Source organism: Roseixanthobacter finlandensis (assembly GCF_043195105.2).
Lineage (GTDB): Bacteria > Pseudomonadota > Alphaproteobacteria > Rhizobiales > Xanthobacteraceae > NCEH01.
In genome coordinates, this window is record NZ_CM195536.1 from 1,529,159 (window position 1) to 1,554,950 (window position 25,792).

Sequence of the window (25,792 nt, forward strand, 5' to 3'; positions counted from 1 at the left end):
CGGGCGATCAGGCGCTCAGGGCGCGAAACGGGGCTGCCTGTGTTTGCTCGCCGCGCATCTGGGCAAGCTGGCGCATCTCTACCACGCTCAGGGCGAACGACACGACGGATTCCCCGCCGCGGTTCTCATTCGGCCGGTCGCGATGCAGGCCATCGCGGCAACTCCCCGTTTCGACATCGACGAGCGATGCGGAAAGATCATTGCTGCCGAAGAACCAGGAGAAGGCCCGCTCGGCCTCTTCCCGCCATGTGGAATCGCCATCCGCATCCCATGCCGCGAGACATGCGGAAATGGTTGCGGCGGCCTCCACGGGCTGCTGGTCGAAGGCCTCCGGCGGCGTCCGCACATCCGCGAACCCCTCGGTCCCCACGGGGCGGAACACGCCGGTCGCTGCGGTCTGGAGCGTCACCAGCCAGCGGAGCGCCCGCAAGCCTGCCTCCACATAGTCCGGCGTGCCGCTGGACACGCCGGTCAGGATCAGCGCCTGGGGCAAGCGGGCGTTGTCGTAGGAGAGCCCTTCCTCGAACCACACCCAATCCTTGGTCTCCACCCGCCCCAGAAGCACCATCAGCCGGTCGGCGAGCAGAAGCCGCATGCGCTTCGCCGCCGGGTCGTCCGCATGTGCCGCGCAATACGCATCGAGGCCCAGCAAGGTGAACGCCCAGGCGCGGGGCGAGGAAAAGCCTTCCACCGTGCCCAGCGCCGCGCAGAACAGATCGGCCGCCCAGCGCCGGCGGGAGGCATTGTCGTCCAGGCGCGCACAGGTGCCGAGCGCCCACAGGGTCCTCCCGTGGCTGTCTTCGGAGCCGCTCTCTTCCAGCCAGCGGCGATCGAAGCTCATGAAATTGCGAAACCGTCGCAGGTCCGGGTTCCAGGCATGTTGCACGAACGCCGCGAAACGGGTCGTCATGACCTCCGTCAAGGGTGCTTCGCCCGGGGCATTGAGGGCGCAGGCCAGCAGCAGGGCGCGCGCGTTATCGTCGACGCAATAGCCGTGGGACCGGTCGGGCACCGCATGCACGGCATGCTGGTAGAGGCCGGTATCGTCGCACATCGACAGAAAATGGCTGAGATGGAGAGTGGGCACCGGCGGGCGCACATGCGCCGGCGCACCCTGCGTGCGTTGGGCGATAACATTCAGGCGATGCGCGCGCCGCGCGTTTTCGAAGGTGGCGACGTAGCGTTCGGCGGTGCGCTCCCATGTCATGGAACGGCTGGCGGCATAGGCGCATTGGCGCATGGCCTCACGCCGCGCGTCATTGGTCAGAAGATCGGCGATTTCCGCACCGATGGCGGGGGAATCGCCGAACGGCACGAGTGCGCCCCGGCCGGCGGCCAGAAGTTCCCGCGCGTGCCAATAGGGCGTGGAGACCACCGCCCGGCCGAGGCCGAAGCTGTAGGCCAAGGTGCCGGAGGTCATCTGCGCCTCGTTCAGGTACGGCGTCACATAGACATCGCACATGGAAATGAAGTCGAGCAGGGTCGGCTGGTCCACGAACTGGTCGAGAAACACCACGTGCGCCTCGACGCCGAGCGCCCGCGCCCGCGCCACCAGGCTCTCGCGATAGGCTTCGCCTTGCGTGCGCACGAGATTGGGATGGGTCGCGCCAAGCACCACATAGACCGCGTCCGGGCCCTGCTTCAGGACCGCCGGCATGGCATCGATCATCACCTCGATCCCCTTGTTCGGGGACAGAAGGCCGAAAGTGAGAATGACCGAACGGCCGGCGAACCCCCGTCTTGCCTTCGCGGCGCCGGGCGCGACGAAGGGAAAGTCGGGAATCCCATGGGGGATGACTTCGATCTTGTCCGGCGGCACGCGATAGACCGCGAGCAGGAGGTCGCGCCCCTTCTCGGCCATGACGACGAGCTTGGATGAGACGTTGACGATACGCTCCATCACGCGCCGCTGAGCGGCGTTGGGTTCCGCGAGCACGGTATGAAGCGTGGTCACGATGGGCATGTTCAGCCGCGACAGCAATGCCACGATATAGGCGCCCGCTTCCCCACCGAAGATGCCGAATTCGTGTTGCAGGCTGACAACATCGATCTTGGCGCGATTCAATGTCTCCGCCGCACGGATATAATCTTCGATCCGGTCATCATTGATCTGGACCATCACGGTGGAGGGATAATCATAGGCTTGATCATGGTCGTTCATGGCGACGATGGAGGTGGTGATCTGCGCCGGCGCAGCGGCGATGGCATGCTGAAGATCGGTGGTGAATGTGGCTATGCCACAGCGGCGCGGCAGGGAATTGCCGATGAAGGCAACATGCTTGACTTGGGTCACGGTCGCATCTCCGGAGCGCGGAAGGATGTGTCCGCTGGGGAAGGGAAAACTTGGGTCGGGGCGGCGAAACCGGCGGTCCGCGCTGCCGCCGCCGACAGCTCGGGCGCAGCCAGCAGATCCGGTTGCGGCGCATCGGCGGCATATGCGATCAACGCCTTCGCGCCGCGCAGGCCGGCCTTGATCGGCGCGCATTCCCCCTGCAGGAAGATCGCGCCGCCGACCGCCACGTCGAGGCCGCCGACGCGGGCGTTGCCTTTGAGCATCAGCATCCAGGTCTCGTGCGGCGCGTCCAGCGACCAGGCTACGCCGGGGGCAAGATCGACCCGTTCAAGGACAAAATAAGGCGTGGCCGCCAGCAAGGTCCGGCCGTTGCCCAGTGCACGCGGCGCCGCTTGCGGGGAAAGCGGCGCCATATGTGTTGCGGCGACGGCCTGGTCGGCATGCAGTTCACGCGTGCGGCCATAGTCGAAAAGGCGAAAGGTCACGTCGCTGCGCTGTTGGATTTCGGCGATGACGAGACCAGCTCCGATCGCGTGGATGGTTCCGGCGGGGACACAGACCACATCGCCTTTGAGCACGTCGCGCCATTCGATGCGCTCGGCGATCGAGTGATCTTCGATCGCGGTGCGCAATTGTGGTGGCGTAAGCGGACCGTTCAGGCCGACGGCTACCTGCGCGCCGGGCCTGGCGGAAAGGATGTACCAAGCTTCCGTCTTACCGTGTTCCTGGCCGAGAGTACGCGCGAACGCATCATCGGGATGGACCTGGATCGACAGGGGCTGAGTGGTGAACAACAGCTTGAGAAGCAGGGCCGTCTCGGGAGCATGCGGATCGGCACGCTCGAACCAGAGTTCGCCGATGGCACCGTCGACAGGGGCGATGGTGCGCCACGGCAGCAGGTCGGTGCTGCCCCATGGCTTGCGAACCACGCGCACGCAGGCCTGTTCGATTGCCATGATCGTCTCCTCGACCGTGCCGCTGAGATCGGGACGATCTGAGACCGGGCATGTTCATTCGTTTGGCGCGATGCGCCAGCCGCAGCGGTCAGTGACGCCGGTTCGGCACAGCGGACGAAATGTCGCCGGTGACGTCCACATGGGCTGCATCGCTCTCCAGACGCAGCTCCTTATCGGAAAAGGTCAGGTTCAGCAGGCGCCCGTCGTCGGTCAGTAGTTGAACCACCCGCCGACCGAACACCCCACGCAGGGCCGCCGGCGAAAGCCGGATTTCCCCAGAACTGGTGATGCCGACGGGTGCATTGAAGAAGCTGTCGAAGTCATAGGTCGCGCGACCTATTTCCTGCCCGTCGCACCTCAGCACGCCCTCGCCCGCAACTCCACCGATATAGCGCATGGTAAACACTCCACTACATTGGATATATTTCTTGCTCCTATGGATACGACATCGCTTCTTTCGATGGCGATCCACGCAGTACCGCTCTACCGCACGTCGGATTTCCGAAGACGGCAACAGAAATAGGAAAGACCGGTACGCAAGGGTTGGCACAAGCGTGCGTCTGCTAGATTTTCGCCAGCATCTATATATCTAAACGACAAAACACACACGAAAGTCCCAATATCATATTATCAATAGTAAGCCGAAACATCGAAATTACAAGATTTTCATCGAAATTTAGGCTTATTTTTTCAGAAAATTGTTCGGAACAATAAAGATATTTACTCTTCGTAATTCCAAATTTTTCTTCCGCCACTCCAGCGTGATGCAACATTTACATCGTGTAAGAAGTTCCTTTTATGAGCCAACGCCAGCCTTGGCTTACCCCTTAAGAGCCATCCAACACAGCGCTGCGGGATCAAGAAGCGAAGGCTTAGGGTTCGCGACAGCACTGACTGTGCGCTTTCCTCAAAACCATATCTCGCCACCCAGGTGGCGCCCCCTCGCTTGGCCGGACGATGACATATATGATTCCAATCTTCGAGCGTGTCATCGGATGACAGCCTTGTCGCTCGGCAACATGGCGATGGAATAGGGGCGCCGGGATTGTCCATCGACACCGTTCTTGATGATCCAGGCGACAGGCGTTGCGGCGAGCACGGACGCCATGAGTGCGGCAATCATATCTGTGGTTCCTTTGATGGGCAGGGACGCGGAAGTCACTCCGCGCAGTTCGCCATGGCGAGGGGAATGAGACGTCGGTCTCCGGCGACGCGGAAGCGCAGGGCGTCCTGGATCGACCAATCGGCGCGGGAGAGATCGCCGGCGTCTTGGAACGAGACCGCGACCACGGCTTCCAGCTCCTGGAATGACACCCCCGAGACCTCCAGGATTGCGATGAGCTGGAACGGCGCCTCGGCGGTGGGGCTGGGCTTGATGTCGAGCACGCGCGCTGAGACTTTGAGCGTGCCGCCGCGCTCGAAGCGCACCTCCATGTCGAGGTTTTCCAGCATGCTCAGCACATCATCCGCCCGGCTGGTTTTTTGGCCCAGAGCGGTATCGCGCGAGCCCGGCTGGAACACCAAGGCCACGAGCGGGGTCTTGCGGCCTTTGCGACAGAACAGGCGCAGGCGGGTCGTGTCGTCGAAGCGGCTGCTGGCGACTTCGGCAGTGGCGCCGATCGCGGAGCCCATGCCTCCGGCGGCCTGCAGGCTGAGAGGGATATAACGGCGCGCGGTGTTGTCGATATTCCAGGCCCGCATCTCGTCCGGGGTGAGCCAGTGGGGCGCGCCTTCCGGCGTCTTGGCCGCGAGCGCCAGGAAGCGGGGATCTATGCCCATGCTCAGCGTGTAGTCGATCAGCCGCCCCATGATCTGCTGGGTATAGGCCGTCGTGCCCGAGAAGGAGAATTGATGCACGCCGAGGCGGGTGCCGGTGGCGCCCTCGAAGCGGTCGAAGAGATCGCCCTGGTCCTCGGCGCCGGGGTCTTGCGCGATCATGTAGCGCTTCACGCCGCCGAGAATGGCATAGGCGCAAGCGCCGATGCAGACCTCCCCGAGGCTGGTGCCGAAGCCCGCCTTGCGGATCAGTTCGCCCAGCTTGGCGGCGGAGGCGAGATCCCCGCCCGGCGAGACGAACTGCAGCATGCCGCCATCGGGATTGTCGCGGGCGAAGGCGGCGAAGGCCTGCGGCGTCTCCGGCGTGATCATGCCGACGGCGAGGTCTGCGCGCTCGACGGCATTGCCGCTGCAGATCGCGCTCGGCGGGGAGAAGAAGCGCATGGGCTTGCGCAAATCGGCGGGGCGATAGTCCGGCGCATCGCAATCCGGCTCTTCCGCCAATGCCTGGGTTGACGAAGCCGCCAGCGCCAGGATGGCGACGGCGGCAACGCTTGCGAAGATGCGCGAGATCATCCTTCGCTCCGCATGGGCGGCTCGGTGCGATTGGGCTCGATGCGATTGGGCTCGATGCGATTGGGCTCGGTGCGATACGGCGGCCGGTCAATGGCGAGGCTCCATCGGGTCTTGGCGTACCAGGTCTCCTGCGCGTCCGGATCGGCGAACACCCAGCCGTGCTCCAGATAATTCTTGGCCGTCAGTTCGTTGCCCTTGACGCCGAAGAAGATCATCAGGGTCAGATCAAGAATGCAGGCCGTGAGCGCGACCAGGGCCACGTCCTTCGGCTCCAGGTCCGCCAGGCTCTGGCTGATGCTGGTGGAGAAGTTGATCACATTGATCAGGATGCCCCAGACATAGAGGCGGCGCAGGAACAGCGGGATGCCGAAGAAGGTGGAGAAGAAGAACAGGACCCAGCTCCAGCCGACCTTGATGCGCTTGAGCTCGCCCGTCTTCGGGTTTTTCATCAGAACTTTCATGCTTTCCCCCAGAATGACGCGATGATGTGATGACGCGATGGAAACGAGAGTGAGATCGCGGCTCAGCGCTGCGTGGCGGGCGCGGCCATCCCGACGCCGCCGCTGAGCACGAAGCCGGTGCGGCCATCGGCGAGCTGGGCGGGAAGCAGCGTTGCCGCCGCCTCGCCCTTCGGCTGGATGGCAAGGCGCGGCCCGGTCCATGAGAGGGCTTCGCCGACATCGAGCACGGCGCATTCCCCAGCGTCTGTGAGGATGTCGCGCACGCGCCGCCGCGCTGGTCCCGGCCGTTCCGAAAGCAAGGTGGTGAGCTGCTGCGGGGTGCGGCAGAAGACCGTGCGCTCGACGATGGTGCAGCGGCCGCCTTCGACGCAGCGCTCTTCGCTTGGCTGCGCGACCGATGCGGCCTGCGACGCCGAGGCAACCTTCTGCGCCGACCGCAGCGCTGCGAGCGCGGCCATGGCCTGGTCGAGCTCGCGCTGTGCCTGTGCTCGCTCGCGCCGCACTCCCTCCAACGGATCGGGACCGCCGCCGCCCGCCAGACCCTGGAACGCCTGCGCCATGCCGGACGGGCCACGCGCCATACCCATGGCCAGGCTCTGCATGCGGCGCGCCTGATCAGCCTGGATGGCGGCGGAGCGCTCCTGCAAGCGCCGCTCGGCCGACTGCACGGCTTGGCGCGCCCACGCGACACGCGCCTGAGCCGCGTCCAAAGCACTGGCGGCGATATTGGCTTGCGCCTGTGCCTGCCTCTCTCGCGCCTCGGCATCGCGCACCGCGCGCGTGTCCTCCTGACGGCGCGCCTCATCCTGGCGCTGCGTTTCCTCCTGACGGCGGGCTACCTCCTGGCGCTGTGCGTTTTGCTGCTTGCGCGCCGCTTCGCGCGCCTGAAGGGAGCGTGCCGTGTCCTCCTCGATCTCGGTCAGGCGGCGATCGATGGTGGCGTAGGGCTCATCCCCCACGAGCTGCTTCAGGGCCTCCTTGATGGGAAGGTCCTCCAAGGCACCCCCATCGGCAGCGGGGACGGCAACGCCCACACCGGCCAGGCGCTGCACGCGCCAGAGGATGGTCCAGAGCCGCTGCGCGGCGGTCTGCACGTCCGTCCGCTGCAACTCGGCCTGCGGGATCCAGTTCGCCGCAAAGCGCCTGCGGGTCGCGGCCGCCAGATCGCTCAATTGCCGGTCGGTCGAGAGGCCATCGCCATAGGCCTTCTTGAAGAGCACCGTCTGCGCCAGGCAAAGCTCGGTGCCGGTCACCTCAGGCCGCCGGGGCTTTGCGTCAAGCTTCGACAAAGGCTCCGGCGCCTGCGCGATGAGATTCTGTGCGGGCGACGGCGGCGGCCGCGAGACGCCTTTCTTCTGGAGCGCCGCCCAATCGCACAGGCCGCCCATGGCCTGCGCCAGTTCCGCATTGAAAAAGCCGTCAATCTGCTCGGGGGTGATGCCGATCATCATGAGCGACAGGCGGAGCATAACCAGCTCGTTGTCGCTCGGCTTTTCCGGGAGGACGTACTTCTGCTCGAAGATGCGATCCTTGTAACCGTACTCGGACCGGGCCGCGGCAGGGAAGGCGAGCAGGCCAAGGCAGCCGCACAGCGCAAGCGTCCTGATCAGCCTGGGAGAGGCCATCGGAGGGGTTCCTTTCTGAGGGGGCGAAGCCCTGGAAAAATCGGGCATCGGCGGAGATGAATTTCGTAACGTGCACTATAATGCGTAGCACAGTAGTGCACAATGACGCGCCATCGCACCATGGTGGATGCGCAACATGTGCTTGGTGCAAACGTTCGACGCTGCCGTCTGGCGATCGGCCTCTCGCAGGAAGAGGTGGCCGAACGCATGGGCGTCGATCGTGCCTACGTCAGCGGCTTAGAAAGCGGGCGCAGAAATCCCACACTCACTACAATATGGGCTATCGCGCAGGCTCTTGGCGTTGAGATGTCGACATTAGTAAGCGTCGCTGGGGCGAGCGAGCCAGCGCCCCCCATCCGAAAGCGCGCCCCTCGTCGGAAGCCTACCGGATGATAATGCTGGGAGGCCTTGAGGCCTCCCAGCTTTCCGCTCACGCCTTGCAATCGGGATGCATGAGGGCGAGTTGGCTGATCGGCCGCGTGATCACCGGCAGATCGTCGAAGCCGTGCCATTTGAGCGTGGCCCGGGTCGCATCGCGATTGATCACTTCGGCCGGCCACCAGCCGTTGAACTCACCCTCTTCATAGTCCGGTGCCAGCACCAGGTGTCCGCTGGCAATCTGGGGCCAGAGCCCCACGGCGACCTCTTTACTGACGACACCGAGATTGCCGCCATCGAGCCTGTTCTGCGATGCGATGGCCACGGCAGAGACAGGCTTGTCCGTGGCGCCCGAGGCCGTCTCAGCGGCCGTTTCGAGCGTCGGCGCTGCCGTCGCCGCCTTCGCAGCCGTCTTGGCCTCAGCGGCCTTCGGAATCAGCTGCACGACAGGCGCCGCCTTGGCCGCGCTATCGGCCACGGCCGAGAGCTCGCTAATCATGCGCGGCGTGACAGCGCCGAGCAGGGGAGCGCCCTCCTTGTCGAAGGCGCCGCGCGCCAGGCTGGCAATGAGCTTTGCCTCCTTCGCCGGGTTCAGCGTCACGCAGCGATGGCCGAGGCCCTCGGCAGCGGCGCGCGCCTTTTCGGCGGCCTCGCCCTCGAACTTTGCCGCCTGGGACGGCGTGGCATTGAAGAGCACGAGAATGCCGGAGGAAGCGGCCTGAGATTTGACAGTCATGATGTGATCTTTCGTAAGGCTGGCGGCAGTCTCCGCCTCTGTATTGTATCATAATACCGTCGTTTTGTCAAGCAACTCGTGCGGAGGGGAGGCTTTGGCTTCGAGTCGAACCTCAAATCGCGCTTGAATATTTGACCCTCAGCGGCTCAAGGCGGCGATGTATCTGATCTGCCCGCGAGAGCGGCTTTGGGGAGGCATGACGCCCGATACAATCGAGATCGCTGCTCAACGCGGAGGCGCAGAACGTGTTCATCAACTCGAGATAGTCGCCTCGCGCGCACGCGAGAGCAGCACGATCAGAATGTGGGGTGCAATGTGGGGAGAGGCATCGTTCGAGATAGATAAGTCTTTAATTTCAACGACTTATCGCAATGATTGGCGGAGAGAGAGGGATTCGAACCCTCGATACGGTTGCCCGTATACACGCGTTCCAGGCGTGCGCCTTCAACCACTCGGCCACCTCTCCACGGCGCGGCCCGAAGGCGCGCGCGGAACTCATATGCAGGGGAGCGGCGCGGGGAAGCATCGGAGCATGTTCATGCCCTCAGCCGTCCCGAGCCCGCCGTCCTCCGTGCACCACCCGGTCTTGCCCGTTGTGACGGACAGAGCACAGGCGCGATGCACTGCATACCCGCCGAAGCTGTCGTGAAACGTGCGACGCCGGTTGAAGCGCCACGCTCTGGCAAGGCGGCGGAATATAGCGGCTCGCGCGCCTGAGACAAGCCGGTCGGCGAAACTTTCTGCCCGGCTCAACACAAGTCTTTGCACCCCTCCCGCAATCGCCTGTGATCAGCCCGTGGAGGCCCGCGCGGGAAGGGGTGCGGGGGCGCGAGCGATACGCCCTATACATTGTTGATCCAAGCGGTGGAGGAGCTGCGTGTTCGCTCGCTGCTCCGCCCGCCATGGCGATGGCGCAGAGCGCGCCCTGGCCAATGTGGACCGGTTTCTGGAGATGAGTCACGGCGTCGCTGGACTGCATTCGCGCAGTCCGTGAGCAGCGGATGGGATGATGCCCAGCGCACCGCCGAGGGGCGCCCCGACAGCGAGGCGGATGCGGTCTCCCTGATCACCATGCATTCCGCCAAGGGTCTGGAATGGCCTGTGGTTATTCCGATCAATACGATATCCGCGCCGCCCGCGACGGAAGGTGCCATTCCGGACCGCGCAGCTGGCATCTTTACTGGGAAGGCGTTTGGCATCGCCGCGCCCCCATACGCGGCGATTCACGCCGACGAGGTGGCTGAGAGGGAGCGGGAGCAGATGCGCCTCTGGTACGTGGCAACGACCCGCGCGATGGACTTCCTGTTTGTTGGCGAGGTCGGCCACGTTGAAGAAATGCCCTTTGGCGCCGCCTCGGATGAGCGCCGCCTCGGATGAGCGTCACCTCGTTCCATCGCCGCTTCCGCATCGCGACGTCGCTGACGCCATCCAATACCAGAAAAAGCTCCGGCTCCAGGCGGCACGGGCGCGCCTGAGCGCAAGCCAGGGGACATCGCACGGTCGGCCTCGCCGTGGGCTATGATAGTTTCTCACAGTTCAGCCGGGAATATCGCCGGATGTGCGGCAGGCCGCCCGGCCAGAACGGGGCGTCGTTGCGCGCCGAGGGCTCCGTCCGGGCCGAGCGCGTCGCGTGGCTTCGGTGCGTCGATGCGAGTCGTGAATCGCTCTCCATCAATAATTGAGAGACGGATTCACGGATCAGGTTCTAGGGTTCGCCCCTGCCGCGATAGGCCATCATGATGAGCCGATCGAACATCCGGTCCGAAAGTTGGCGTCGAAGGAACAGCAAGGGGCCGGCCGCGAGCCCTGCATGATAGCGCGGGCGCGGGCGCCTTGCCCGCAGTGCCCGCACCACGAGGTCGGTGATCACCTCCGGCCCCGGCGCGCGCGCCTCCTGCTTGCGCAGGCGCATCTCTGCGGCCACAAGATCGGCATAGGCGCCTTCGCCTGATAGCCGCCGGTTCTCTTCTGCCGCAATGCCGCTCCACTCGGAGCGGATACCGCCCGGCTCGATCACGACCACATCGATGCCGAACTGCCGGACCTCGTTGCGCAGCGAGTCCGAATAGCCTTCGAGCGCGAATTTGGAGGCGTGATACCAACCGCCCAAGGGGAAGGCGAACTTGCCGCCGCTCGAGGATATGTTGACGATCTTGCCGCTGTGCCGCCCGCGCATGTGCGGGAGGACAAGCTGGATCAGCCGTGCCGGGCCGAGCAGGTTGGTCTCTATCTGCTGGCGCGCGAGATCGAGCGGCACATCCTCGATCGCTCCATATTGGCCATAGCCCGCTGCATTGATGAGGACATCGATCCGCCCTTGCTCGGCGATGATCCGCTCGACGGCGGCGACACATTGCGCCTCGTCGGTCACGTCGAGCGCCATTGCTTTCGCGCCCTTGCCGGCGAGAGTCGCCAGCCGCTCGGTTCGCCGGGCCGCGGCGTAGACGACATACCTTTCGGACAGAAGGCGGCTGGCGATATCCGCACCCATGCCCGAGGAGGCGCCGGTGACGAGGGCGACGGGAGGCGATGCTGAAGTCATGGGGTTCTCCGACATTGTAACAAGTCGGCCGTTCACCTAAGCTATGGGGTAACCCCATAGTCAAGAGATGATGATGCTGATTGGAGAAGTGGCCCGGCTATCCGGGTTGTCAAAGGACGGCATTCGTCATTACGAGCAATTGGGGCTGATCGGTTCGATCCCGCGCCGGGCCGGAACTCGTACCTATCGTGACTATGACGCTTCGGTGCTTCCGGCGATCGAGCGGGTGAAGCAGGCGCAGCATCTCGGTCTGTCGCTCGCGGAAATTATGCCGCTGTTGCAGGCGTTCGGGAACCATCAGCTGAGCGATGCGGAGACGATTGTTTTTCTTGAGGAACGGCTCACGGCGATGCGGGGCAGGATCGCCGACCTGTCCGAAATAGCCCGCTTCATCGAAGCGAAGCTTGAGGCATACCGGGCGGGCAGGGGCGCCGACCATGCGCGGAAATTCTGCCGGGCATCATCGAAGATGGCAGACCGGTAAATCTGCCTGTCCCAATTGTTCCACAAACTCCACAAACTGGAGCGGGCCCGCCGCTCCGGCGTGAAGGGACACGGCGGCTTGGCGCGGGTTTTCCTTCAGCCGCCAGCATGACAGGTTCGGGTTCCAACCTCGAACCGTCGCGCGCCGACTGTACCGTTTCTCCTGGCCGCCACATTCCAGAAGCGTTCGCCGACCATTTCTTTCGCTCTCGGCCCACAGCGCCTTCGCGCGTTCAGCGTCCAGAGCGTAGGGACGGACACCTTCGGCGTCGGGAGAAAGCTGCGCCTCGGTAACCGTCGCGACATGGCAATTCTCGCAGTAGCGTTCGCCGACTTCGTCGGCGTGAGCGAGAATACCGGCCTAGAGTGACGTCGCTGCTCCTTATGCGATAGTTTTCTCAAAGTAAGAAAGGTTCCCTCTTCGCCTCCTTTTCCTTATTGATATTCTCGATCATCTGGTTGGGTACATCCTCGCCTGCGTGCCGGGCCAGGACGGTCCTGATTGCACCGGGATGGACGGCGGTGGCCTGCACGCCGCGACCACGGTAGCGTCTGGCAAATTCCACCGTGAACAGTACATTGGCTGTCTTCGAGCGAGCATACACAATCCAAGGGTCGTAATCGGTGCTCTCAAAATTCGGATTATCCAGATTGACATCAGCGAAGCGGTGCCCTCCCGATGCCAAGTTTACAAGTCGTCCCTTGGCTGCAAAGAGCGATGCGATGCGGTTGATAAAGCCCTCCTTAAAATCATAGTCGAAAGCTTCAAGGTTTCCAAAGCTCCCCTTGCACGCGCCTGGTCATTCTGTATCGGCAGCCATCATGACCTGAGCACCAAATCAGCGCCGCGTCCGATCAGGCCAGTCAAATCACCGCAGGCGTTTGGCCGCCTGACCACGCATCATAGCGCGCCAGGCATAGGCGGGATCGAGCCGACACTCCTCTCGGAACTGGATTGCGAGTCCCTCATTCTTCGGGAGGGAAATCCGTGGAGGCGGCCAACTCCTTTTGCGTCTGCACGGACGTCAACCGCTCACTGAGCGCTTTCTCAATCATCGTATAGGAATCGCTGCCCAACACGATCCGGCGGGGCGCGGGTTCCTGTTCGACGGTATCGATCATCACGCGTACCATTTTTATGGGATCGCCGTTCGGCATGCGCTTCGGGTCGTCCAGCACGGAGCGGATCATGCTGATCGGTGTCCCTTTATAGGCGTCCGGTTCGGCTCCCATGCGGGCGCTGGCGGTGCTGCGAAACGCTGTGCGGGCACCTCCCGGTTCGACGATCGTCACGCCGATGTTGAACGCCGCGACTTCTCCGGCGAGGGAATCGAAGAAGCCCTCAAGCCCCCATTTGCTCGCATGATATAGTGATGCACCGGGATAGGTGGCCTGCCCGCCATAAGTCGACAGAGCGAGGACGCGACCGCCCCCCTGCGCCCGAAGATGCGGCAGGGCGGCCCGTGTCACCTGGATCGGACCTATCAGATTGGTATCGATTTGGTGGCGAACCTGCGCATCGGTCAGCCCCTCGGCGGCGCCGAAGAGGCCATAGCCCGCATTGTTGACGACCACATCGATCCGGCCGAGCGCCGCGAAGGCCCGAGATACGACATCGTGGATCGCCGGAACGTCGGTCACGTCGAGCTGAGCGGTCCAGAGACGATCGCCGTATTTGGCCTTGAGGTCCTCCACGGCGTTCAATTTGCGCAGCGTGCCGGCGATACGATCACCGCGTGCGAGAAGTTGCTCGGCCATCTCGCGGCCGAAGCCGCTGCTGATCCCCGTGATTAGCCAGGTGCGGGCCATTTTCATTCCTTCCACCGAGGTTGTTCGTCAGAAAGATAGGCCTTAGGATTAGTCGCCATAACCCGCCTAATTTGGCATGCCATGATGGTAAATCCGCATGAATAACCAGCCCACCCTGGTCGAGCTGCGGGCTCTCGCGGCCATCGCTAGGCATCGGAGCTTTCGCAAGGCGGCCGACGAGCTGGACATGGCGTCGTCAACGATCAGCCATATGCTGACCGGATTGGAAGCCCGGGTCGGGTCACGCCTGCTCAATCGGACCACGCGCAGCGTATCGCCTACGCAAGCGGGTGAACGGCTGGTCGCTCGCTTGCTGCCCATCCTCAGTGAGCTTGATACTGCGCTGGCCGAAGTCGACGCGACGCGCGAGCAACCGAACGGTCTGCTGCGGCTTACTGCGTCGGAGACCGTCTCGATGCTGCTGATGCAGACCATCATACCAAGATTTTTGGGACGATATCCCGAAATGACCGTGGATCTCGTTGCGGAGGCGGCCTTGGTCGACATCGTGGCGGAAGGATATGATGCAGGGTTTCGGCTGGGAGAAGCCGTGCCGCGCGACATGGTCGCGGTCCGCTTCGGCGGCCCGTCGCGGATGCTCGCGGTCGCCTCGCCAGCTTATCTGGCCGGTCGCGAAGCGCCGCTTACGCCCGACAACCTCGCCAGGCACCAATGTGTCCGGTCGCGCACGCCGAACGGCAGGCCATACAAATGGGAGTTCGAGCAGCGCGGTCATGCGTTGAATCTTGATGTCACCGGGCCACTGACTCTTAACCGCACCGAGCTGATGGTCGAAGCGGCGCTGAAAGGGCTCGGGATCGCCTTCGTGCCGGAACCGCTGGCAGGACCTTATATCAATGCCGGCGCGTTGAAGGCCGTGCTGCAAGACTGGTGTCCGACCTATCCGGGCTTGTATCTGTACTACCCTGGCCATCGTCAGGTGCCCGCCGGCCTTCGTGCTTTTATCGATGTACTTAAAGCCACGCCCATCGGTGTGACCAGAGCCTGATCTGATCAGCTTGCGATGCAAGCTGATCAGTGCGTGCTCTAGGCGGTTCCGTCGGCCTGCATCCATGACGATGCGTCATCCACTTCCGCCCGTCCCGTGCAGGGAAACGTGGCTGCGCCCCGGTTTGTGGAGCGACGGGCATAGGAAGCCCTTTCTGATACGCCGGTGGTCCTGATCGTAGGCCCACGCCGTGCCGGCAAGACCACGCTTGTCCGAAAAATGGGAGATGCCGGCCGGACCTGTGTCATGCCCGACGATCAAACGGTCCTCCAGGCCGCCCGATCCGATCCCGCCGGCTTCATCCGCGGCCTGGACCGGGCGAGCTCCGCGCTGGATAGAGAGCAGGGTGCCGATACCGTAATCCGCCCCCGATTTTGGATCGACCCGCACCGGCACGCCTCACCGCGCGCGCAGGCGGCGCGCCATATGGGCGAGGCGGTGGCGAGATGCTTCTGCACCGAGCTTTCCGAGATGCCCAGATGGCGTGCCACATCGGCATGGGTGAGACCCTCGATCCGGTTCAGAACGAAAATCTCCTGCGTGCGCCGGGGCCGTTCCTGCACAAGGGCATGGACGCGCTCAAGCTGGAGGCGAACATCGACAATATCCTCCGGCGAGGGCTCGTCCGCCGCAATCTGCATGAAGGCTTCAGGCGCCATCGTCTCCGTCCGTCGGAGGGCTTCGCGCTTGTGGTGGTTGATCAGCAGGTTGCTGGCGATGGCATAGAGATAGGCGCGAAGGTCGTGAATGCGGGTTTCCGGATGCTCCTGTACGTTCAAGAAGGTATCCTGCACCATGTTGCTGGCCGTGTGCCCGTCGCGCAGGCGCCGCCGGAGATAGCTCCGCAACTCGCTTCCAGGGTCAAGAAGACACGCGACGTGTCCGGCTGCAGATATTGATCCCTCAACTCAAAACTCATTGACCTGCCGCATTGAACACCCGCCACGCCAGCGGAAGTGGGGCGGCGTGTCGCGGCTGCGGCTGGGTTGATACTCACGGCCAGCAGCGCGCTCGCCCCGCCCGACTACGTCGCGCGCTTCTACAATCGCCGACGCAGGCACTCGACACAGGGCAATCTGAGCCCCGTCGAGCTCGAGGAACGAGCCAAATTAGCTCACCCCCGCGTCCACTGAACCGGGAGTAGGCCACTCCAACGTCAAGCGGTCCGATTTCCTTACGCGGGATCAGACCGCTCTGGCCGCGCTATGCTTCCGCTCGGTAGCGCGGGAGGTTGCTTTCCAGCAGGCCCAGCATGTCGTCGCGGACGGGATCGTGCGAGCCGTTCGTCCAGGCCGCCGCCAGCGGCAGGACATCAAGCTCTTCCGCTCCGGGGAAGGCGAGGGGCACGTAGACTACCCCGGGAATGCTCATTCGCGCGGTCCATCGCGGAACCAGCGCCACGCCGAGCCTCGCGGCGACGAGGCCGACGATGGTCTGCTTTTCGCCCGCGACCTGGGCGATGGTCGGCCGTAGCCCCGCCTGGGCGAACAGCTTGATCGTGAGGTCGTGGCTATGCGGCCGCAGCCTGCGGTTTGGAACGATAAGCTGCTCCTCCGCCAGCTCGTGAACCGTGATTGAGGAGCGGCGGGCAAGGCTATGGTCGCTTTGCACCGCCACCACGACGCTCTCACGCAGCAGATGGCGGAGCTCAATCTGGCGGGCGAGCTGCCTCGGCGGTCGGATCAGTGCAAGATCGAGCCGCCCGGACAGCAGGCGCGGCAGCAGGCCGACGGTCTTGTCCTCCACAAGCTCGACCACGATGTCCGGCCGCTGGGCGCGGAAATCATGCAGCAGCATCGGCACCAGGCCGGCGGCGGCGGTATCGACCGCGCCAAGGCGCAGCGTCAACGCGGTCAGCCGCACCCGCTCGCGGAACCGGAGCGTCATCTCGTCGGCCGCCCGCAGCAGGGGCAGCGCATCCGCCAGTAGCATCACCCCGTCATCGGTGAGCGCGACACTGCGCGTGGTGCGCACCAAGAGGCGCGTGCCCAACGACTCCTCAAGCAGTTGCACATGGCGTCCGAAGGCGGCAGGCATCAGGTCCATGCGCCGCGCGGCGCGGCCGAAATGCAGCTCGTCGGCGACGGCGACGAAGCATCTCAGCTGATGAAGATCCATGGCCGGCCATCTCTCTGGGGGCAGCCAGATTATTTCAATAAATTATATAATCCAGCCTCGATTAAAGGATGGCCGCGACCGCCCTAGGATAGGTGGGACAGGTGTGAACATAAGCGCCGATCACGACCGAGGGAGGACGGCGAAATGCTGCGCACAGACGCAGGCCGGTCGAGGCGTGCCCTTCGACGCTGGTCCCCGCCATTCCAATCACAACTTTCCGGAAGGTCACGCCCGTGCTGTCGCGCCCTTGCTGTCCCGGCGCTGCATGGGACGGACGCCCCCGCCAGCGCCGGGCTCCTCGCGGCGTGCCGCTTCGACCGTTGATTTTACATCCTGTCCAGGAGAACCTTCGATGAAGACCTACAAGATCGCGGCTATCCCCGGCGATGGCATCGGCAGCGAGGTGATATCGGCCGGTGTGGAGGTTCTGCACGCCATGGCCACCCGCGAGGGCACCTTCTCCTTTCAGGTCGATCATTTCGACTGGGGCGGCGAATACTACAAGCAGCATGGCGTGATGATGCCGGAGAACGGCCGCGACCTGATCCGTCATCACGACGCAATTCTGTTCGGCTCGGCCGGCCACCCGGAGATTCCCGACCACATCACCCTCTGGGGGCTGCGGCTCAACATCTGCCAGCCCTTCGACCAATATGCCAATGTGCGCCCGACCCGCATCCTGCCCGGCATCACTTCGCCGCTGCGCAAGGTGCAGGGCCCCGAGCTGGACTGGGTCATCGTCCGTGAGAACTCGGAGGGAGAGTATGCCGGCGTCGGCGGCCGCGTCCATCGTGGGCAGGCGCTGGAAGTGGCGACGGATGTCGCCATGTTCACCCGCGGCGGCGTCGAGCGCATCATCCGTTTCGCCTTTAAGCTCGCACGCTCGCGTCCGCGCAAGCATCTTACCGTCGTCACCAAGTCCAACGCCCAGCGCCATGCTATGGTGATGTGGGATGAGGTGGCCACCGAAGTTGCCGCCGAGTTCCCGGATGTGACCTGGGACAAGGTGCTGGTCGACGCCATGACCGTGCGCATGGTCATGAAGCCGGAAAGCCTCGACACCATCGTCGCCACCAATCTGCACGCCGACATCCTGTCGGACCTCGCGGCAGCGGTGGCAGGCTCGCTCGGCATCGCACCAACGGCCAACCTCAATCCCGAGCGGAATTTCCCTTCCATGTTCGAGCCGATCCACGGTTCCGCCTTCGATATCACCGGCAAGGGCATCGCCAATCCGATCGGCACCTTCTGGTCGTCGGTGATGATGTTGGAGCATCTGGGCGAGAAGCCCGCCGCCGACCGGCTGATGAGCGCCATCGAGCGCGTCACCGGCGACAAGCGCTTCCACACGCCCGATCTCGGTGGCACCGCCCGCACGGCCGATGTCACCGCTGGCGTGATGGAGGCCATCCACGCCGCCAACGCCTGATCGCGCGCGCCTTCTGGTACCTGGACGACGAATAAATCTCCAGGCCATGAGCAACTGGACGTGGGTTTCGTTGAATGCCCCGCGTCGTCGGCCCTGAACACAAGGATGGGGTGGCTTCGGTGACAGCGGCCATGCTGCCGATCACATGTCGGCGCCCATGGTGCCGGGCGAAGTCGCAATAGAATTCGCTGTGCAGAAAGTCGTTCTCGGCAACCAGCTCGGCGCCGAGCTTCGCGCGCCGCAGATGGTCGGGCCGAGCGGTCGCAAAGTCGTAGCGGGCCTTGGCGCATCAGTGTTCGGCTGCGTCTGCAACAATTTCGGCTGTGCCCTGATCCACCGCGGCTCGGCCTTTACCCAGCTCTCGCTGTTCGCGCGGCGCGACAAGACGGGCAACCTGCATCTCGCTAATCATCTCGGAATAGCAACGACCCGGAGACGATCCATCGGCGGATCGAGAGCGGTGATTTCACCCCCGCCGACATTGTCAATGACCCCTTCCGCGTCGCTTCTGACCATGACTACGCGGACGATGTCCGCGACATCGAGGCGGCGACGCCGTCCCGCTTCAACGCCGATGCGCGTCGCCTGTTCGAGATGTCCGGCAGCGTCGGCAAGATGATGCTCATGGCTATCCGGCTCCTCCCGCAATTATAGCCCGGTTTCATGAGGGAGGGGTTGGCAGGGGCGGCACCTTCCCTCTGTTTCGCCCGCCTGCGAATGCGCGGCCCAATGGGCCGAGAATGGCCACGGCTTGCGGAGAGGCGCACGCCCCATATGAGCGCCAATCGCACCGCCTCCGCAGCGCCGAACTTCCCCGATATGTGCGCATTCCGCGGGGTTAATTCCTCCCTCTCAAGGGGCAAGGCGCAGTTCGATAAAGGTGTCGGGCCCGTAGTGGAGCGTATTGCGCGCGTAATAAGGTGGCACCTGCATGTCGAACTGGGCGTGGCCGTGGCTGACATCGCTCCGCAGGACATCGGTGCGGCTGGCGATGTCAAGGACGAGCCGCTCGCCCGGCTTCAGCACCACGGGCTGGGGCGTGAGGCTGAAGCGCAGCGTCACCGGCACGCCGGGCGTGAGGGGTTCGGGCTGATCGATGTTGATGGCGATCTCGGTGGCGGTGGAACGCGCGGCGTCGATCCTGCGACAGGCGGGACGGATCGCGCCCATGGAGAGGATCTGGTAGGCGCCATCGGCCGAGACGATGCCGGTGCGGGCCACCACGTAGGAATCGATTTCGTTCGAGCTGAAGGAAAGGCTCAAGGTCACGGGTCCGGTCAGCTCCGTCTCCTCGTGCACCGGCAGCTCGAAGGTGAGCTGCTGGTTCTCCACCTCGTCGAACCCCGCCGTCACGATGGCGCCCAGCGGCACCGCCGCCCACCGATTCGCCCCGGTATGTTCGGGTGCGGGCGTGAGCCGGTGCGTTGCGCCATCGGCGCCGCTTGAGGCGAGGTAAAGGCGAAGCGGTGCACTGCCGGGAAGCGGCCAGTCCGAAGCACTGCGATAGTCCTTCGCCCCTTCCGTCCAGTATCGCACCCGCGGCTGCGCGGCATAGCCATTGTCCGCGCCATAGACGAGATGATCGAAGAAGGCGAGTGCCTCCATCTGCCAGAGATAGACCGGCAGATCATAGGTCGCCGGGCCAATGATGAGCCAGCGCTTGTCCTTCGGCGTGCCGGCATTCTGGAACAGGTCGTAGGCGCCGAACTGGTGCAGGTTGAGATAACCTGGATTCTGTACGACGACGAACGGCACCTCGATGTCGCCCAGCACGCCGGACGGACCCGACGGCAGGGCGCTGGTCGCCCGCGTCTTACCGTCGAGCATGAGGGCGGCGAACAGCTCGCGCGTCTGACGTGTGGGGGTCATGCGCTGGAAGGCCTTCATGATCCGCGTCATGCGTTTCTTCAACTGCGGCCACCACAAGCGCTTCAGAGGCGAGTTGGTGATGTGGCTCACCACCGCACGTAGCAGCGGCGGCACGTGCAGGCGGAACTGGAGGGGCGTGAAGTTCGCCCCCATCCAGAGCGCGAAGAAATCCGGCTGCGGTGCGCCGCCGAACATGGCGATGTGGCGGAAGAAATCGGTGCACATCTCGTTGGCGAAGAAGCCTTTCAGGGCCGGCGGACGGAGCCGCGCCACCTGCGGCTGGGTCAGCCCGTAATAGGAGGTGCCGAACAGCACCACCTGGCCGTCGCACCAGGGCTGCGCCGCGGCCCATTGGATCACCTTGGCGTGGTCTTCGACGTCGGTGTCGTTGAGATAGACGGCGTCGGCGCCACCCGAGCGGCCCATGCCGCGCCGGGTGACGATTAGATGGGCATAGCCGCGATCGGTGAACACCGGCGGGCTGCCGGTCTCATTGTTGCCGGCCGGTGCGCCCGCCGCCTGCAATTCCTTGGAATAGGCCGCGAAGGCGATGACCGCCGGCCAACGGCCCGGCGCCTTCGGCACATAGACATCCGTCGCCAGCGCGATGGAGGGGGCAACCTCGATCGTCTGATCTGCGAGGATGCGGCAGCCGAGCCCCGATTTTGCGGCGGGACCTGGCGTCCAGCCCGCCAACTGGTCGCCGAACAGGCCCCCCTTCAGCGCGATCAGATTGTCCCAGAACCTCGGCTTCCCGTTCTTGGCGTCCATGGGCGCTTCCCCTCCACCGGATAACGCGACAGGCGGGCTCTTTCCATCTGCCGCCCCTCCCTCATGAAATCGACGACATTTGCGAAATGTCGAGGCCGCTCTTTTTTGCGATGCCAGCCGCATCTCGCGCAGTACCCATGTCTGTGCATCGTCCGCGATGAAAAACCCGCCGATCCCCGAGGAGAAGGGCAGATCGAATACCTGCTCCGTTACCCGGGCGAGTGCCTGCTCCATGTGCCTGCGGCATGGGGGCGAGAACAGGTCGCCATGTCCGGCAGGTTGGAACCGCGCAACCGCCCGGCGTAGCTCGCCCTGGCCCTCAGGCCTTGGTGGTGGTTCCGTTGCGGCGGGAGGAGCCGCCATGGCATCGGCCGGAAGGTGCGGAAGCATCTACGGGCACCCACACGCGGGCCGCCGTGGGGGCAGGCATTCCCAACGCGACGGACCTTGCACAGCCTGCCACAACGAACCAGACCCTCATCCTCTCGGCCGGACTGTCGCTCCAGGAATAGGCAATTATTGGAGCGGATCAGGCTAGGCGTCGGGCGGTCCCATTTCTATCTTCAAACCTATGCAGCTCCATTCATCGCCAATGATCTGTTCGGGAGGCCGGAGATGATCGTCTCAGGAAGCAAAGCCGCTGGCCAGGATGAGATGGTCGCGTTTGCCCGCAGCCGGATCGCCGATATGGTCGCGCGCCATCTGGGAGTCGGCGAGCGGGGCGAGCAGACGCCTGTCGCGGGCCTGACCATTCACGGCAAGGCAGGGCCCGCCGAGCCGACGTCCTTCCTCTACGCTCCCTCTTTCGCCCTGATCGCCCGCGGGTCGAAGCGCGTCGTGCTGGGAAATGAAAGCTATGTCTATGATGAATCGCATTTTCTGCTGACTGCGGTCGGCCTCCCCACCATCGTGCAGGTTCTAGGCGCCTCGCCATCGGAACCCTATTATTCCATCAAGCTCAACATCGACCTGGACCTCGCGCGCGAGCTCATATCCGAGGTTGCGCAATATGGGCCGGAGCTGGCGACCTTCGGCACGGGCATGGCGATCGGACCCGTTACGTCGTCCCTTGCCCTGGCCGCTATGCGCTTGGTGGACCTACTCGACACCCCGCAGGATATCCCAATCCTCGCGCGACCGTTGCAGCGGGAAATTCTCTATCATGTCCTGACGAGCCCCATCGGAGGCCGTCTTCGCCAGGTGGTGCAGCTTGGAACGCGCACCAACAGGGTCGCCACGGCCATCGATTGGATTCGCGAGAATTTCACCGAGGTTCTCAGGATCGAAGCGCTCGCGGAGATGGCGGGCATGGGGGAATCGACCCTGCATCACCATTTCCGGGCCATCACCGCCATGAGCCCACTGCAGTACCAGAAGCAACTGAGGCTGCATGAGGCGCGGCGCCTCATGGTGAACGACAGGATCGATGCCGGGCTCGCTGCATTAAAAGTCGGATATGAGAGCTCCACGCAGTTCAACCGGGAATACCGCCGTGCATTCGGGGCTCCGCCAAAGCGTGATGTCGCCGCGATCCTGGCGCGGAGCGCGGAGCCGTCCGGAACACTAGCGAGGTTGCCCTGAACGAGACCCCTTCCGCAGACGGCAAGGAAAAACCCGCGATCAAGCGTAATAGGCAAGAAACAGGCTGTTTCGAGCTAACGCGCGGCTCAAGATCGCGCCGATGACTGTCCCGGCCGTCACTGCGGTTGCAGGAGAGGGCCGGAACGCCTGCGTCCGGCGATTGGAAGAACGCGGCCCATGGTCGATTCCGTCGAAGCGCGCGCGGGTGTTTTGCACAGGTGTCTTGCAAAGGAAAAATCGATGACCGAACTCACCGGAAAAATCGCCCTCATCACCGGTGCGTCGAGCGGGATCGGCGCGGCCACCGCGCTGAAACTGGCGCAAGCGGGCGTCAAGGTCGGGATCGCCGCAAGGCGGGCCGACCGTCTCGCGGCGCTGAAGGAAGAGATCGTGCGCCGGGGCGGAGATGCGTGCGTTCTTGAAGTCGATGTCGTCGATGCCGAGGTGGTTCGGGCCGGCGTTGAACGGCTGGTCGAGGCTTTCGGGGCCATTGACATCCTCTTCAACAATGCCGGCGTCATGCCCGTGTCCGAGATTGATGAATTCAAGACCAACGAATGGAATGCGATGGTCGACGTCAACATCAAGGGCGTTCTCAATGCGACAGCCGCGGTCCTGCCCCACATGATCCGCCAGCATTCCGGGCACATCTTCAACACATCCTCGATTGCCGGCCGCAAGGTCTTCGGGCCGGGATACACCGTCTATTCGGCCACGAAGTTCGCCGTCAGCGCCTTCAGCGAAGGGCTGCGCATGGAGGTCGGCAAGAAGCATAACATCCGTGTCACATGCATCCAGCCCGGCGCGGTCGCCACGGAACTGCCCGAGCAGACGACGAACCCGGAAAGGCGCAGGCAGCTCGACGCCTACCGCGCGGCCATCCGCTTCCTTGACCCCGAGGACATTGCCAGCACCGTGCTCTTCGCCGCCGGTGCGCCCGCTCACGTCAATGTCGCAGAGCTCTTCGTGCTGCCCACTGAGCAGGCCTGACATCCGAGGCACGCGATCACGACCGCGTCACTCCCCGTGCGATCGAGCGGATTGGGCAAGAAATCCGGAGCATCGGGCTAACGTGCGGAGACTGGCCGTTCTTACGTTCAGTCATGGCAAGCAAGCGGCAGCGCCGCGAGAGGCTTCCGGAGGCCGTCGATCGCCGGAACCGCCAACGCAAACGGAGAGGCCATGCGCAACCTCGACGTCAAGCTTACGCGGCGTGCCTTCGTCGCCGCAACTTCGACGCTGGTCATTGGCGCGGCGCTTCCCCTCAGGAAGAGCCTCGCCGAGCCGCAGCCTGCCGGCGCCTCCCTTGAACCCAATGCCTTCGTCCGCATCGGCTCCGACGACGTGGTGACCGTGCTGAGCAAGCATATCGAGTTCGGCCAGGGCGCCCATACCGGCATGGCCACGCTGGTGGCGGAGGAACTCGACGCGGACTGGTCGACCATCCGCGTCGAGACCGCCAGGGCCAATACCGCCGTGTACAAGCACCTGATCTATGGCTGGCAGGGGACCGGCGGCTCGAGTGCGATCCGCGAGGCCCATGAGCAGATGCGCCGGATGGGCGCCATGGCCCGACGCATGCTGATGGAGGCGGCCGCCAGGGACTGGGCGGTGCCGATCGAGGAAATTCGCACCGACAATGGTGTGCTGCTGCACCCGCCTTCCGGAAAGTCGGCACGCTACGGAGAGCTTGCGGCTCTGGCCAGCACATTGCCGGCACCGGATCCCGAGACGCTGAAACTCAAGGCGCCGTCCGAATTCCGGCTGATCGGCAAGACATCTCACCTGCCGCGCGTGGATTCGCGGGCAAAGTGCGACGGCACTGCGGTGTTCGGCATGGACATTCACGAACCCGGAATGTTGACCGCCGTCATCCGCAAACCACCCCGCTTCGGCGGAAAGGTGCGGACCTTTGATGCCTCCCGCGCGCTTGAAGTGCCCGGCGTCGTTGCGGTCCGGCAGATCGATACCGGCATTGCCGTCTATGCGACCGGCACTTGGGCCGCCATCCAGGGCCGGGAAGCCCTCGACGTGACTTGGGATGAAAGCGAGGCGGAGACGCGCAGCACCGCCGACATCTTCGCGGCGTTCCGCGCCGTCGCCGGCAAGCCGGGCCTGACCGCGGCGGAGCGCGGCGATGTCGAGCCGGCTTTCGCCGCCGCCGACAGGATCATCGAAGCCGAGTTCACCTTCCCCTATGTCGCCCATGCGGCCATGGAGCCGCTCTGCGGCTTCATCATGTGGGACGGGGCGAGCGTCAAGGCCCGTTACGGCTGCCAGATGCATACCTTCGACCAGAGCCAGCTCGCGCGCCTGTTCGACGTGCCGGTCGAGAAGGTCGAGATTGAGAACGTCTATGCCGGCGGCAGCTTCGGCCGCCGTATCGACCTGGGCAACGAGATCCTCGGCCCGGACTTCGCCGCCGACATGGCCGCCGCCGCCAAGGGGATCGGGCCGGGCCAGGGCGTAAAGGTGATGTGGACGCGCGAGGACGACATCACCGGCGGCTGGTACCGGCCCATGATCCTCCACCGCATGCGGGCAGCCATCAAGAATGGCCGGCTGAGCGCCTGGCACGATAGGATCGTCGGTCACTCCTTCGGGGTCGACAGCGTGCTCCGCGCCCGAATGCCGAGCGGCGCCGATGCCCTGATGGTCGAGGGTGCCGCCAACATGCTCTACGGCGTCGGCAATTTCTTGTGCGACGCGCATATCGTGCGGGACAAGGTTCCGACATCCTCGCTGCGCTCAGTGGGCAGCACACATACGGCCTACGCCGTCGAACGCTTCATTGACCGGGTTCTGGAAGCGCTCGGCCAGGATCCCGTCGAAGGCCGCGTCGCCCTCCTCGGCGCGGAGCCGAAGGAGGTCGGGGTCCTGAGGGCCGTGGCGCAGGCCGCCGGCTGGTCCGGTCCGATGGTTGGCGATGGCCGGGCGCGCGGCGTGGCGGTCGGCAGGGCCTTTTCCACCTCCGTCGCCCAGATCGCGGAGGTCTCGATCGGGCCGGACGGCGGACCGCGCGTTCATAAGGTTTGGTGCGCCATCGACTGCGGCATGGCGGTCAACCCGGATGTCATCAAGGCCCAGATCGAGGGCGGCACAGGCTATGGCCTCGGCATCGCCCTGTTTGGCCAGATCGACCTGGAAAGCGGTCGCATCGCGCAGTCGAATTTTCACGACTACCGGGTGCTACGCCATGACGAGATGCCGGAAGTCGAGGTGATCATCGTTCCGTCCAACGCAGCGCCGACGGGCGTTGGGGAACTGGGCGTGCCGATGATCGGGCCCGCCGTCGCGAATGCACTCGCACGGCTCGGATGGTCGGACGCCGCGCTCCAGCTTCCGCTCCATCCTTCCTCCGCACGGCTTTGAAAGGCTTC

Annotated in this window: 22 protein-coding genes, 1 tRNA gene and 1 pseudogene; 9 read left to right on the forward strand and 15 right to left on the reverse strand. The window is 64.2% G+C overall.

The genetic code is table 11. The annotated features are described in order from the left end of the window. Positions 1 to 7 precede the first annotated feature (7 nt). From V5G24_RS07080 to V5G24_RS07110, 7 genes are all read right to left on the reverse strand, one after another. On the reverse strand, positions 8 to 2,293 hold the full coding sequence (locus V5G24_RS07080; protein WP_394084546.1) for a glycosyltransferase family 4 protein: 2,286 nt from the start codon (positions 2,291 to 2,293) through the stop codon (positions 8 to 10). Further along, a complete protein-coding gene (locus V5G24_RS07085) occupies positions 2,290 to 3,249 on the reverse strand; it encodes a class I mannose-6-phosphate isomerase (RefSeq protein WP_394084548.1) in 960 nt (319 codons plus the stop codon). The genes V5G24_RS07080 and V5G24_RS07085 overlap by 4 nt, the downstream gene beginning before the upstream one ends. An 88-nt stretch (positions 3,250 to 3,337) precedes the next feature. Continuing rightward, complete coding sequence (locus V5G24_RS07090; RefSeq protein ID WP_394084550.1) at positions 3,338 to 3,646, reverse strand: hypothetical protein; 309 nt, start codon at positions 3,644 to 3,646, stop codon at positions 3,338 to 3,340. A gap of 591 nt (positions 3,647 to 4,237) precedes the next feature. Continuing rightward, the gene (locus V5G24_RS07095) at positions 4,238 to 4,372 is read right to left on the reverse strand and encodes a hypothetical protein (protein ID WP_394084552.1); all 135 of its coding nucleotides are present in this window, start codon (positions 4,370 to 4,372) and stop codon (positions 4,238 to 4,240) included. 35 nt (positions 4,373 to 4,407) lie between these two features. Beyond that, positions 4,408 to 5,601 (reverse strand): COG3904 family protein, encoded by a 1,194-nt coding sequence (locus V5G24_RS07100; protein WP_394084554.1) that lies wholly within the window; start codon positions 5,599 to 5,601, stop codon positions 4,408 to 4,410. After that, positions 5,598 to 6,062, reverse strand: a complete 465-nt coding sequence (locus tag V5G24_RS07105) for a hypothetical protein (protein WP_509292292.1) — start codon at positions 6,060 to 6,062, stop codon at positions 5,598 to 5,600. Before V5G24_RS07105 ends, V5G24_RS07100 begins: the two co-directional genes overlap by 4 nt. A 62-nt stretch (positions 6,063 to 6,124) precedes the next feature. After that, positions 6,125 to 7,687 carry a hypothetical protein gene (locus tag V5G24_RS07110; RefSeq protein WP_394084556.1) on the reverse strand — a complete coding sequence of 521 codons (1,563 nt, stop codon included), beginning with the start codon at positions 7,685 to 7,687 and terminating at the stop codon, positions 6,125 to 6,127. A 120-nt stretch (positions 7,688 to 7,807) separates the two neighbouring features. On the opposite strand from V5G24_RS07110, the gene V5G24_RS07115 reads away from it, so the two are divergent. After that, on the forward strand, positions 7,808 to 8,080 hold the full coding sequence (locus V5G24_RS07115; RefSeq protein WP_394084846.1) for a helix-turn-helix domain-containing protein: 273 nt from the start codon (positions 7,808 to 7,810) through the stop codon (positions 8,078 to 8,080). Positions 8,081 to 8,117: 37 nt separating this feature from the next. Here V5G24_RS07115 and V5G24_RS07120 read toward each other — a convergent pair whose 3' ends face one another. Beyond that, positions 8,118 to 8,762 (reverse strand): hypothetical protein, encoded by a 645-nt coding sequence (locus tag V5G24_RS07120; RefSeq protein WP_394084557.1) that lies wholly within the window; start codon positions 8,760 to 8,762, stop codon positions 8,118 to 8,120. A gap of 415 nt (positions 8,763 to 9,177) precedes the next feature. After that, positions 9,178 to 9,267: transfer RNA gene (locus V5G24_RS07125), tRNA-Ser, on the reverse strand. Positions 9,268 to 9,791: 524 nt separating this feature from the next. Between V5G24_RS07125 and V5G24_RS07130 the strand changes: the two genes are divergently transcribed. Further along, positions 9,792 to 10,178: a 3'-5' exonuclease gene (locus V5G24_RS07130; RefSeq protein ID WP_394084558.1), complete on the forward strand. Its 387-nt coding sequence runs from the start codon at positions 9,792 to 9,794 to the stop codon at positions 10,176 to 10,178. A 328-nt stretch (positions 10,179 to 10,506) separates the two neighbouring features. Here V5G24_RS07130 and V5G24_RS07135 read toward each other — a convergent pair whose 3' ends face one another. After that, on the reverse strand, positions 10,507 to 11,343 hold the full coding sequence (locus V5G24_RS07135; RefSeq protein WP_394084559.1) for an oxidoreductase: 837 nt from the start codon (positions 11,341 to 11,343) through the stop codon (positions 10,507 to 10,509). A gap of 67 nt (positions 11,344 to 11,410) precedes the next feature. Between V5G24_RS07135 and V5G24_RS07140 the strand changes: the two genes are divergently transcribed. Next, entirely contained in the window at positions 11,411 to 11,827 is a 417-nt protein-coding gene (locus V5G24_RS07140; protein ID WP_394084560.1) for a MerR family transcriptional regulator, read from the forward strand. A gap of 397 nt (positions 11,828 to 12,224) precedes the next feature. Here the strand turns inward: V5G24_RS07140 and V5G24_RS07145 are convergent, their stop codons facing one another. Next, on the reverse strand, positions 12,225 to 12,512 hold the full coding sequence (locus tag V5G24_RS07145; protein WP_394084561.1) for an SDR family NAD(P)-dependent oxidoreductase: 288 nt from the start codon (positions 12,510 to 12,512) through the stop codon (positions 12,225 to 12,227). Positions 12,513 to 12,792: 280 nt separating this feature from the next. Beyond that, on the reverse strand, positions 12,793 to 13,635 hold the full coding sequence (locus tag V5G24_RS07150; RefSeq protein ID WP_509292293.1) for an SDR family oxidoreductase: 843 nt from the start codon (positions 13,633 to 13,635) through the stop codon (positions 12,793 to 12,795). A gap of 97 nt (positions 13,636 to 13,732) precedes the next feature. Between V5G24_RS07150 and V5G24_RS07155 the strand changes: the two genes are divergently transcribed. Further along, complete coding sequence (locus tag V5G24_RS07155; protein WP_394084563.1) at positions 13,733 to 14,644, forward strand: LysR family transcriptional regulator; 912 nt, start codon at positions 13,733 to 13,735, stop codon at positions 14,642 to 14,644. Between the two features lie 165 nt (positions 14,645 to 14,809). Continuing rightward, a pseudogene (locus tag V5G24_RS07160) lies at positions 14,810 to 14,965 on the forward strand (ATP-binding protein); the annotation flags it as partial. On the opposite strand, the gene V5G24_RS07165 reads toward V5G24_RS07160, so the two are convergent. Together V5G24_RS07165 and V5G24_RS07170 are read right to left on the reverse strand one after the other, a co-directional pair. Then, complete coding sequence (locus tag V5G24_RS07165) at positions 14,902 to 15,441, reverse strand: RNA polymerase sigma factor (RefSeq protein WP_394084847.1); 540 nt, start codon at positions 15,439 to 15,441, stop codon at positions 14,902 to 14,904. The pseudogene V5G24_RS07160 and the gene V5G24_RS07165 overlap by 64 nt on opposite strands. A 406-nt stretch (positions 15,442 to 15,847) precedes the next feature. Then, positions 15,848 to 16,762: a LysR family transcriptional regulator gene (locus tag V5G24_RS07170; protein ID WP_394084564.1), complete on the reverse strand. Its 915-nt coding sequence runs from the start codon at positions 16,760 to 16,762 to the stop codon at positions 15,848 to 15,850. Between the two features lie 352 nt (positions 16,763 to 17,114). On the opposite strand from V5G24_RS07170, the gene V5G24_RS07175 reads away from it, so the two are divergent. Beyond that, the gene (locus V5G24_RS07175) at positions 17,115 to 18,191 is read left to right on the forward strand and encodes a tartrate dehydrogenase (protein ID WP_394084565.1); all 1,077 of its coding nucleotides are present in this window, start codon (positions 17,115 to 17,117) and stop codon (positions 18,189 to 18,191) included. 852 nt (positions 18,192 to 19,043) lie between these two features. Here V5G24_RS07175 and V5G24_RS07180 read toward each other — a convergent pair. Next, positions 19,044 to 20,831 (reverse strand): CocE/NonD family hydrolase, encoded by a 1,788-nt coding sequence (locus V5G24_RS07180; RefSeq protein ID WP_394084566.1) that lies wholly within the window; start codon positions 20,829 to 20,831, stop codon positions 19,044 to 19,046. Positions 20,832 to 21,446: 615 nt separating this feature from the next. Here V5G24_RS07180 and V5G24_RS07185 point away from each other — a divergent pair. From V5G24_RS07185 to V5G24_RS07195, 3 genes are all read left to right on the forward strand, one after another. Beyond that, positions 21,447 to 22,412, forward strand: coding sequence for an AraC family transcriptional regulator (locus V5G24_RS07185; RefSeq protein WP_394084567.1), 966 nt, complete (start codon positions 21,447 to 21,449; stop codon positions 22,410 to 22,412). 240 nt (positions 22,413 to 22,652) lie between these two features. Continuing rightward, complete coding sequence (locus tag V5G24_RS07190) at positions 22,653 to 23,402, forward strand: SDR family oxidoreductase (protein ID WP_394084568.1); 750 nt, start codon at positions 22,653 to 22,655, stop codon at positions 23,400 to 23,402. 192 nt (positions 23,403 to 23,594) lie between these two features. Further along, entirely contained in the window at positions 23,595 to 25,784 is a 2,190-nt protein-coding gene (locus tag V5G24_RS07195; protein WP_394084569.1) for a xanthine dehydrogenase family protein molybdopterin-binding subunit, read from the forward strand. Positions 25,785 to 25,792: the final 8 nt, after the last annotated feature.

What these genes read in the sequence shown, in the direction of transcription:
- V5G24_RS07085 (WP_394084548.1), bottom strand. Translation starts at nt 3,249, where the DNA reads ATGGCAATCGAACAGGCCTGCGTGCGCGTGGTTCGCAAGCCATGGGGC.
- V5G24_RS07090 (WP_394084550.1), bottom strand. Translation starts at nt 3,646, where the DNA reads ATGCGCTATATCGGTGGAGTTGCGGGCGAGGGCGTGCTGAGGTGCGAC.
- V5G24_RS07095 (WP_394084552.1), bottom strand. Translation starts at nt 4,372, where the DNA reads ATGATTGCCGCACTCATGGCGTCCGTGCTCGCCGCAACGCCTGTCGCC.
- V5G24_RS07100 (WP_394084554.1), bottom strand. Translation starts at nt 5,601, where the DNA reads ATGATCTCGCGCATCTTCGCAAGCGTTGCCGCCGTCGCCATCCTGGCG.
- V5G24_RS07105 (WP_509292292.1), bottom strand. Translation starts at nt 6,062, where the DNA reads ATGAAAGTTCTGATGAAAAACCCGAAGACGGGCGAGCTCAAGCGCATC.
- V5G24_RS07110 (WP_394084556.1), bottom strand. Translation starts at nt 7,687, where the DNA reads ATGGCCTCTCCCAGGCTGATCAGGACGCTTGCGCTGTGCGGCTGCCTT.
- V5G24_RS07115 (WP_394084846.1), top strand. Translation starts at nt 7,808, where the DNA reads ATGGTGGATGCGCAACATGTGCTTGGTGCAAACGTTCGACGCTGCCGT.
- V5G24_RS07135 (WP_394084559.1), bottom strand. Translation starts at nt 11,343, where the DNA reads ATGACTTCAGCATCGCCTCCCGTCGCCCTCGTCACCGGCGCCTCCTCG.
- V5G24_RS07140 (WP_394084560.1), top strand. Translation starts at nt 11,411, where the DNA reads ATGATGATGCTGATTGGAGAAGTGGCCCGGCTATCCGGGTTGTCAAAG.
- V5G24_RS07150 (WP_509292293.1), bottom strand. Translation starts at nt 13,635, where the DNA reads ATGGCCCGCACCTGGCTAATCACGGGGATCAGCAGCGGCTTCGGCCGC.
- V5G24_RS07155 (WP_394084563.1), top strand. Translation starts at nt 13,733, where the DNA reads ATGAATAACCAGCCCACCCTGGTCGAGCTGCGGGCTCTCGCGGCCATC.
- V5G24_RS07165 (WP_394084847.1), bottom strand. Translation starts at nt 15,441, where the DNA reads ATGGTGCAGGATACCTTCTTGAACGTACAGGAGCATCCGGAAACCCGC.
- V5G24_RS07170 (WP_394084564.1), bottom strand. Translation starts at nt 16,762, where the DNA reads ATGGATCTTCATCAGCTGAGATGCTTCGTCGCCGTCGCCGACGAGCTG.
- V5G24_RS07175 (WP_394084565.1), top strand. Translation starts at nt 17,115, where the DNA reads ATGAAGACCTACAAGATCGCGGCTATCCCCGGCGATGGCATCGGCAGC.
- V5G24_RS07180 (WP_394084566.1), bottom strand. Translation starts at nt 20,831, where the DNA reads ATGGACGCCAAGAACGGGAAGCCGAGGTTCTGGGACAATCTGATCGCG.
- V5G24_RS07185 (WP_394084567.1), top strand. Translation starts at nt 21,447, where the DNA reads ATGATCGTCTCAGGAAGCAAAGCCGCTGGCCAGGATGAGATGGTCGCG.
- V5G24_RS07190 (WP_394084568.1), top strand. Translation starts at nt 22,653, where the DNA reads ATGACCGAACTCACCGGAAAAATCGCCCTCATCACCGGTGCGTCGAGC.
- V5G24_RS07195 (WP_394084569.1), top strand. Translation starts at nt 23,595, where the DNA reads ATGCGCAACCTCGACGTCAAGCTTACGCGGCGTGCCTTCGTCGCCGCA.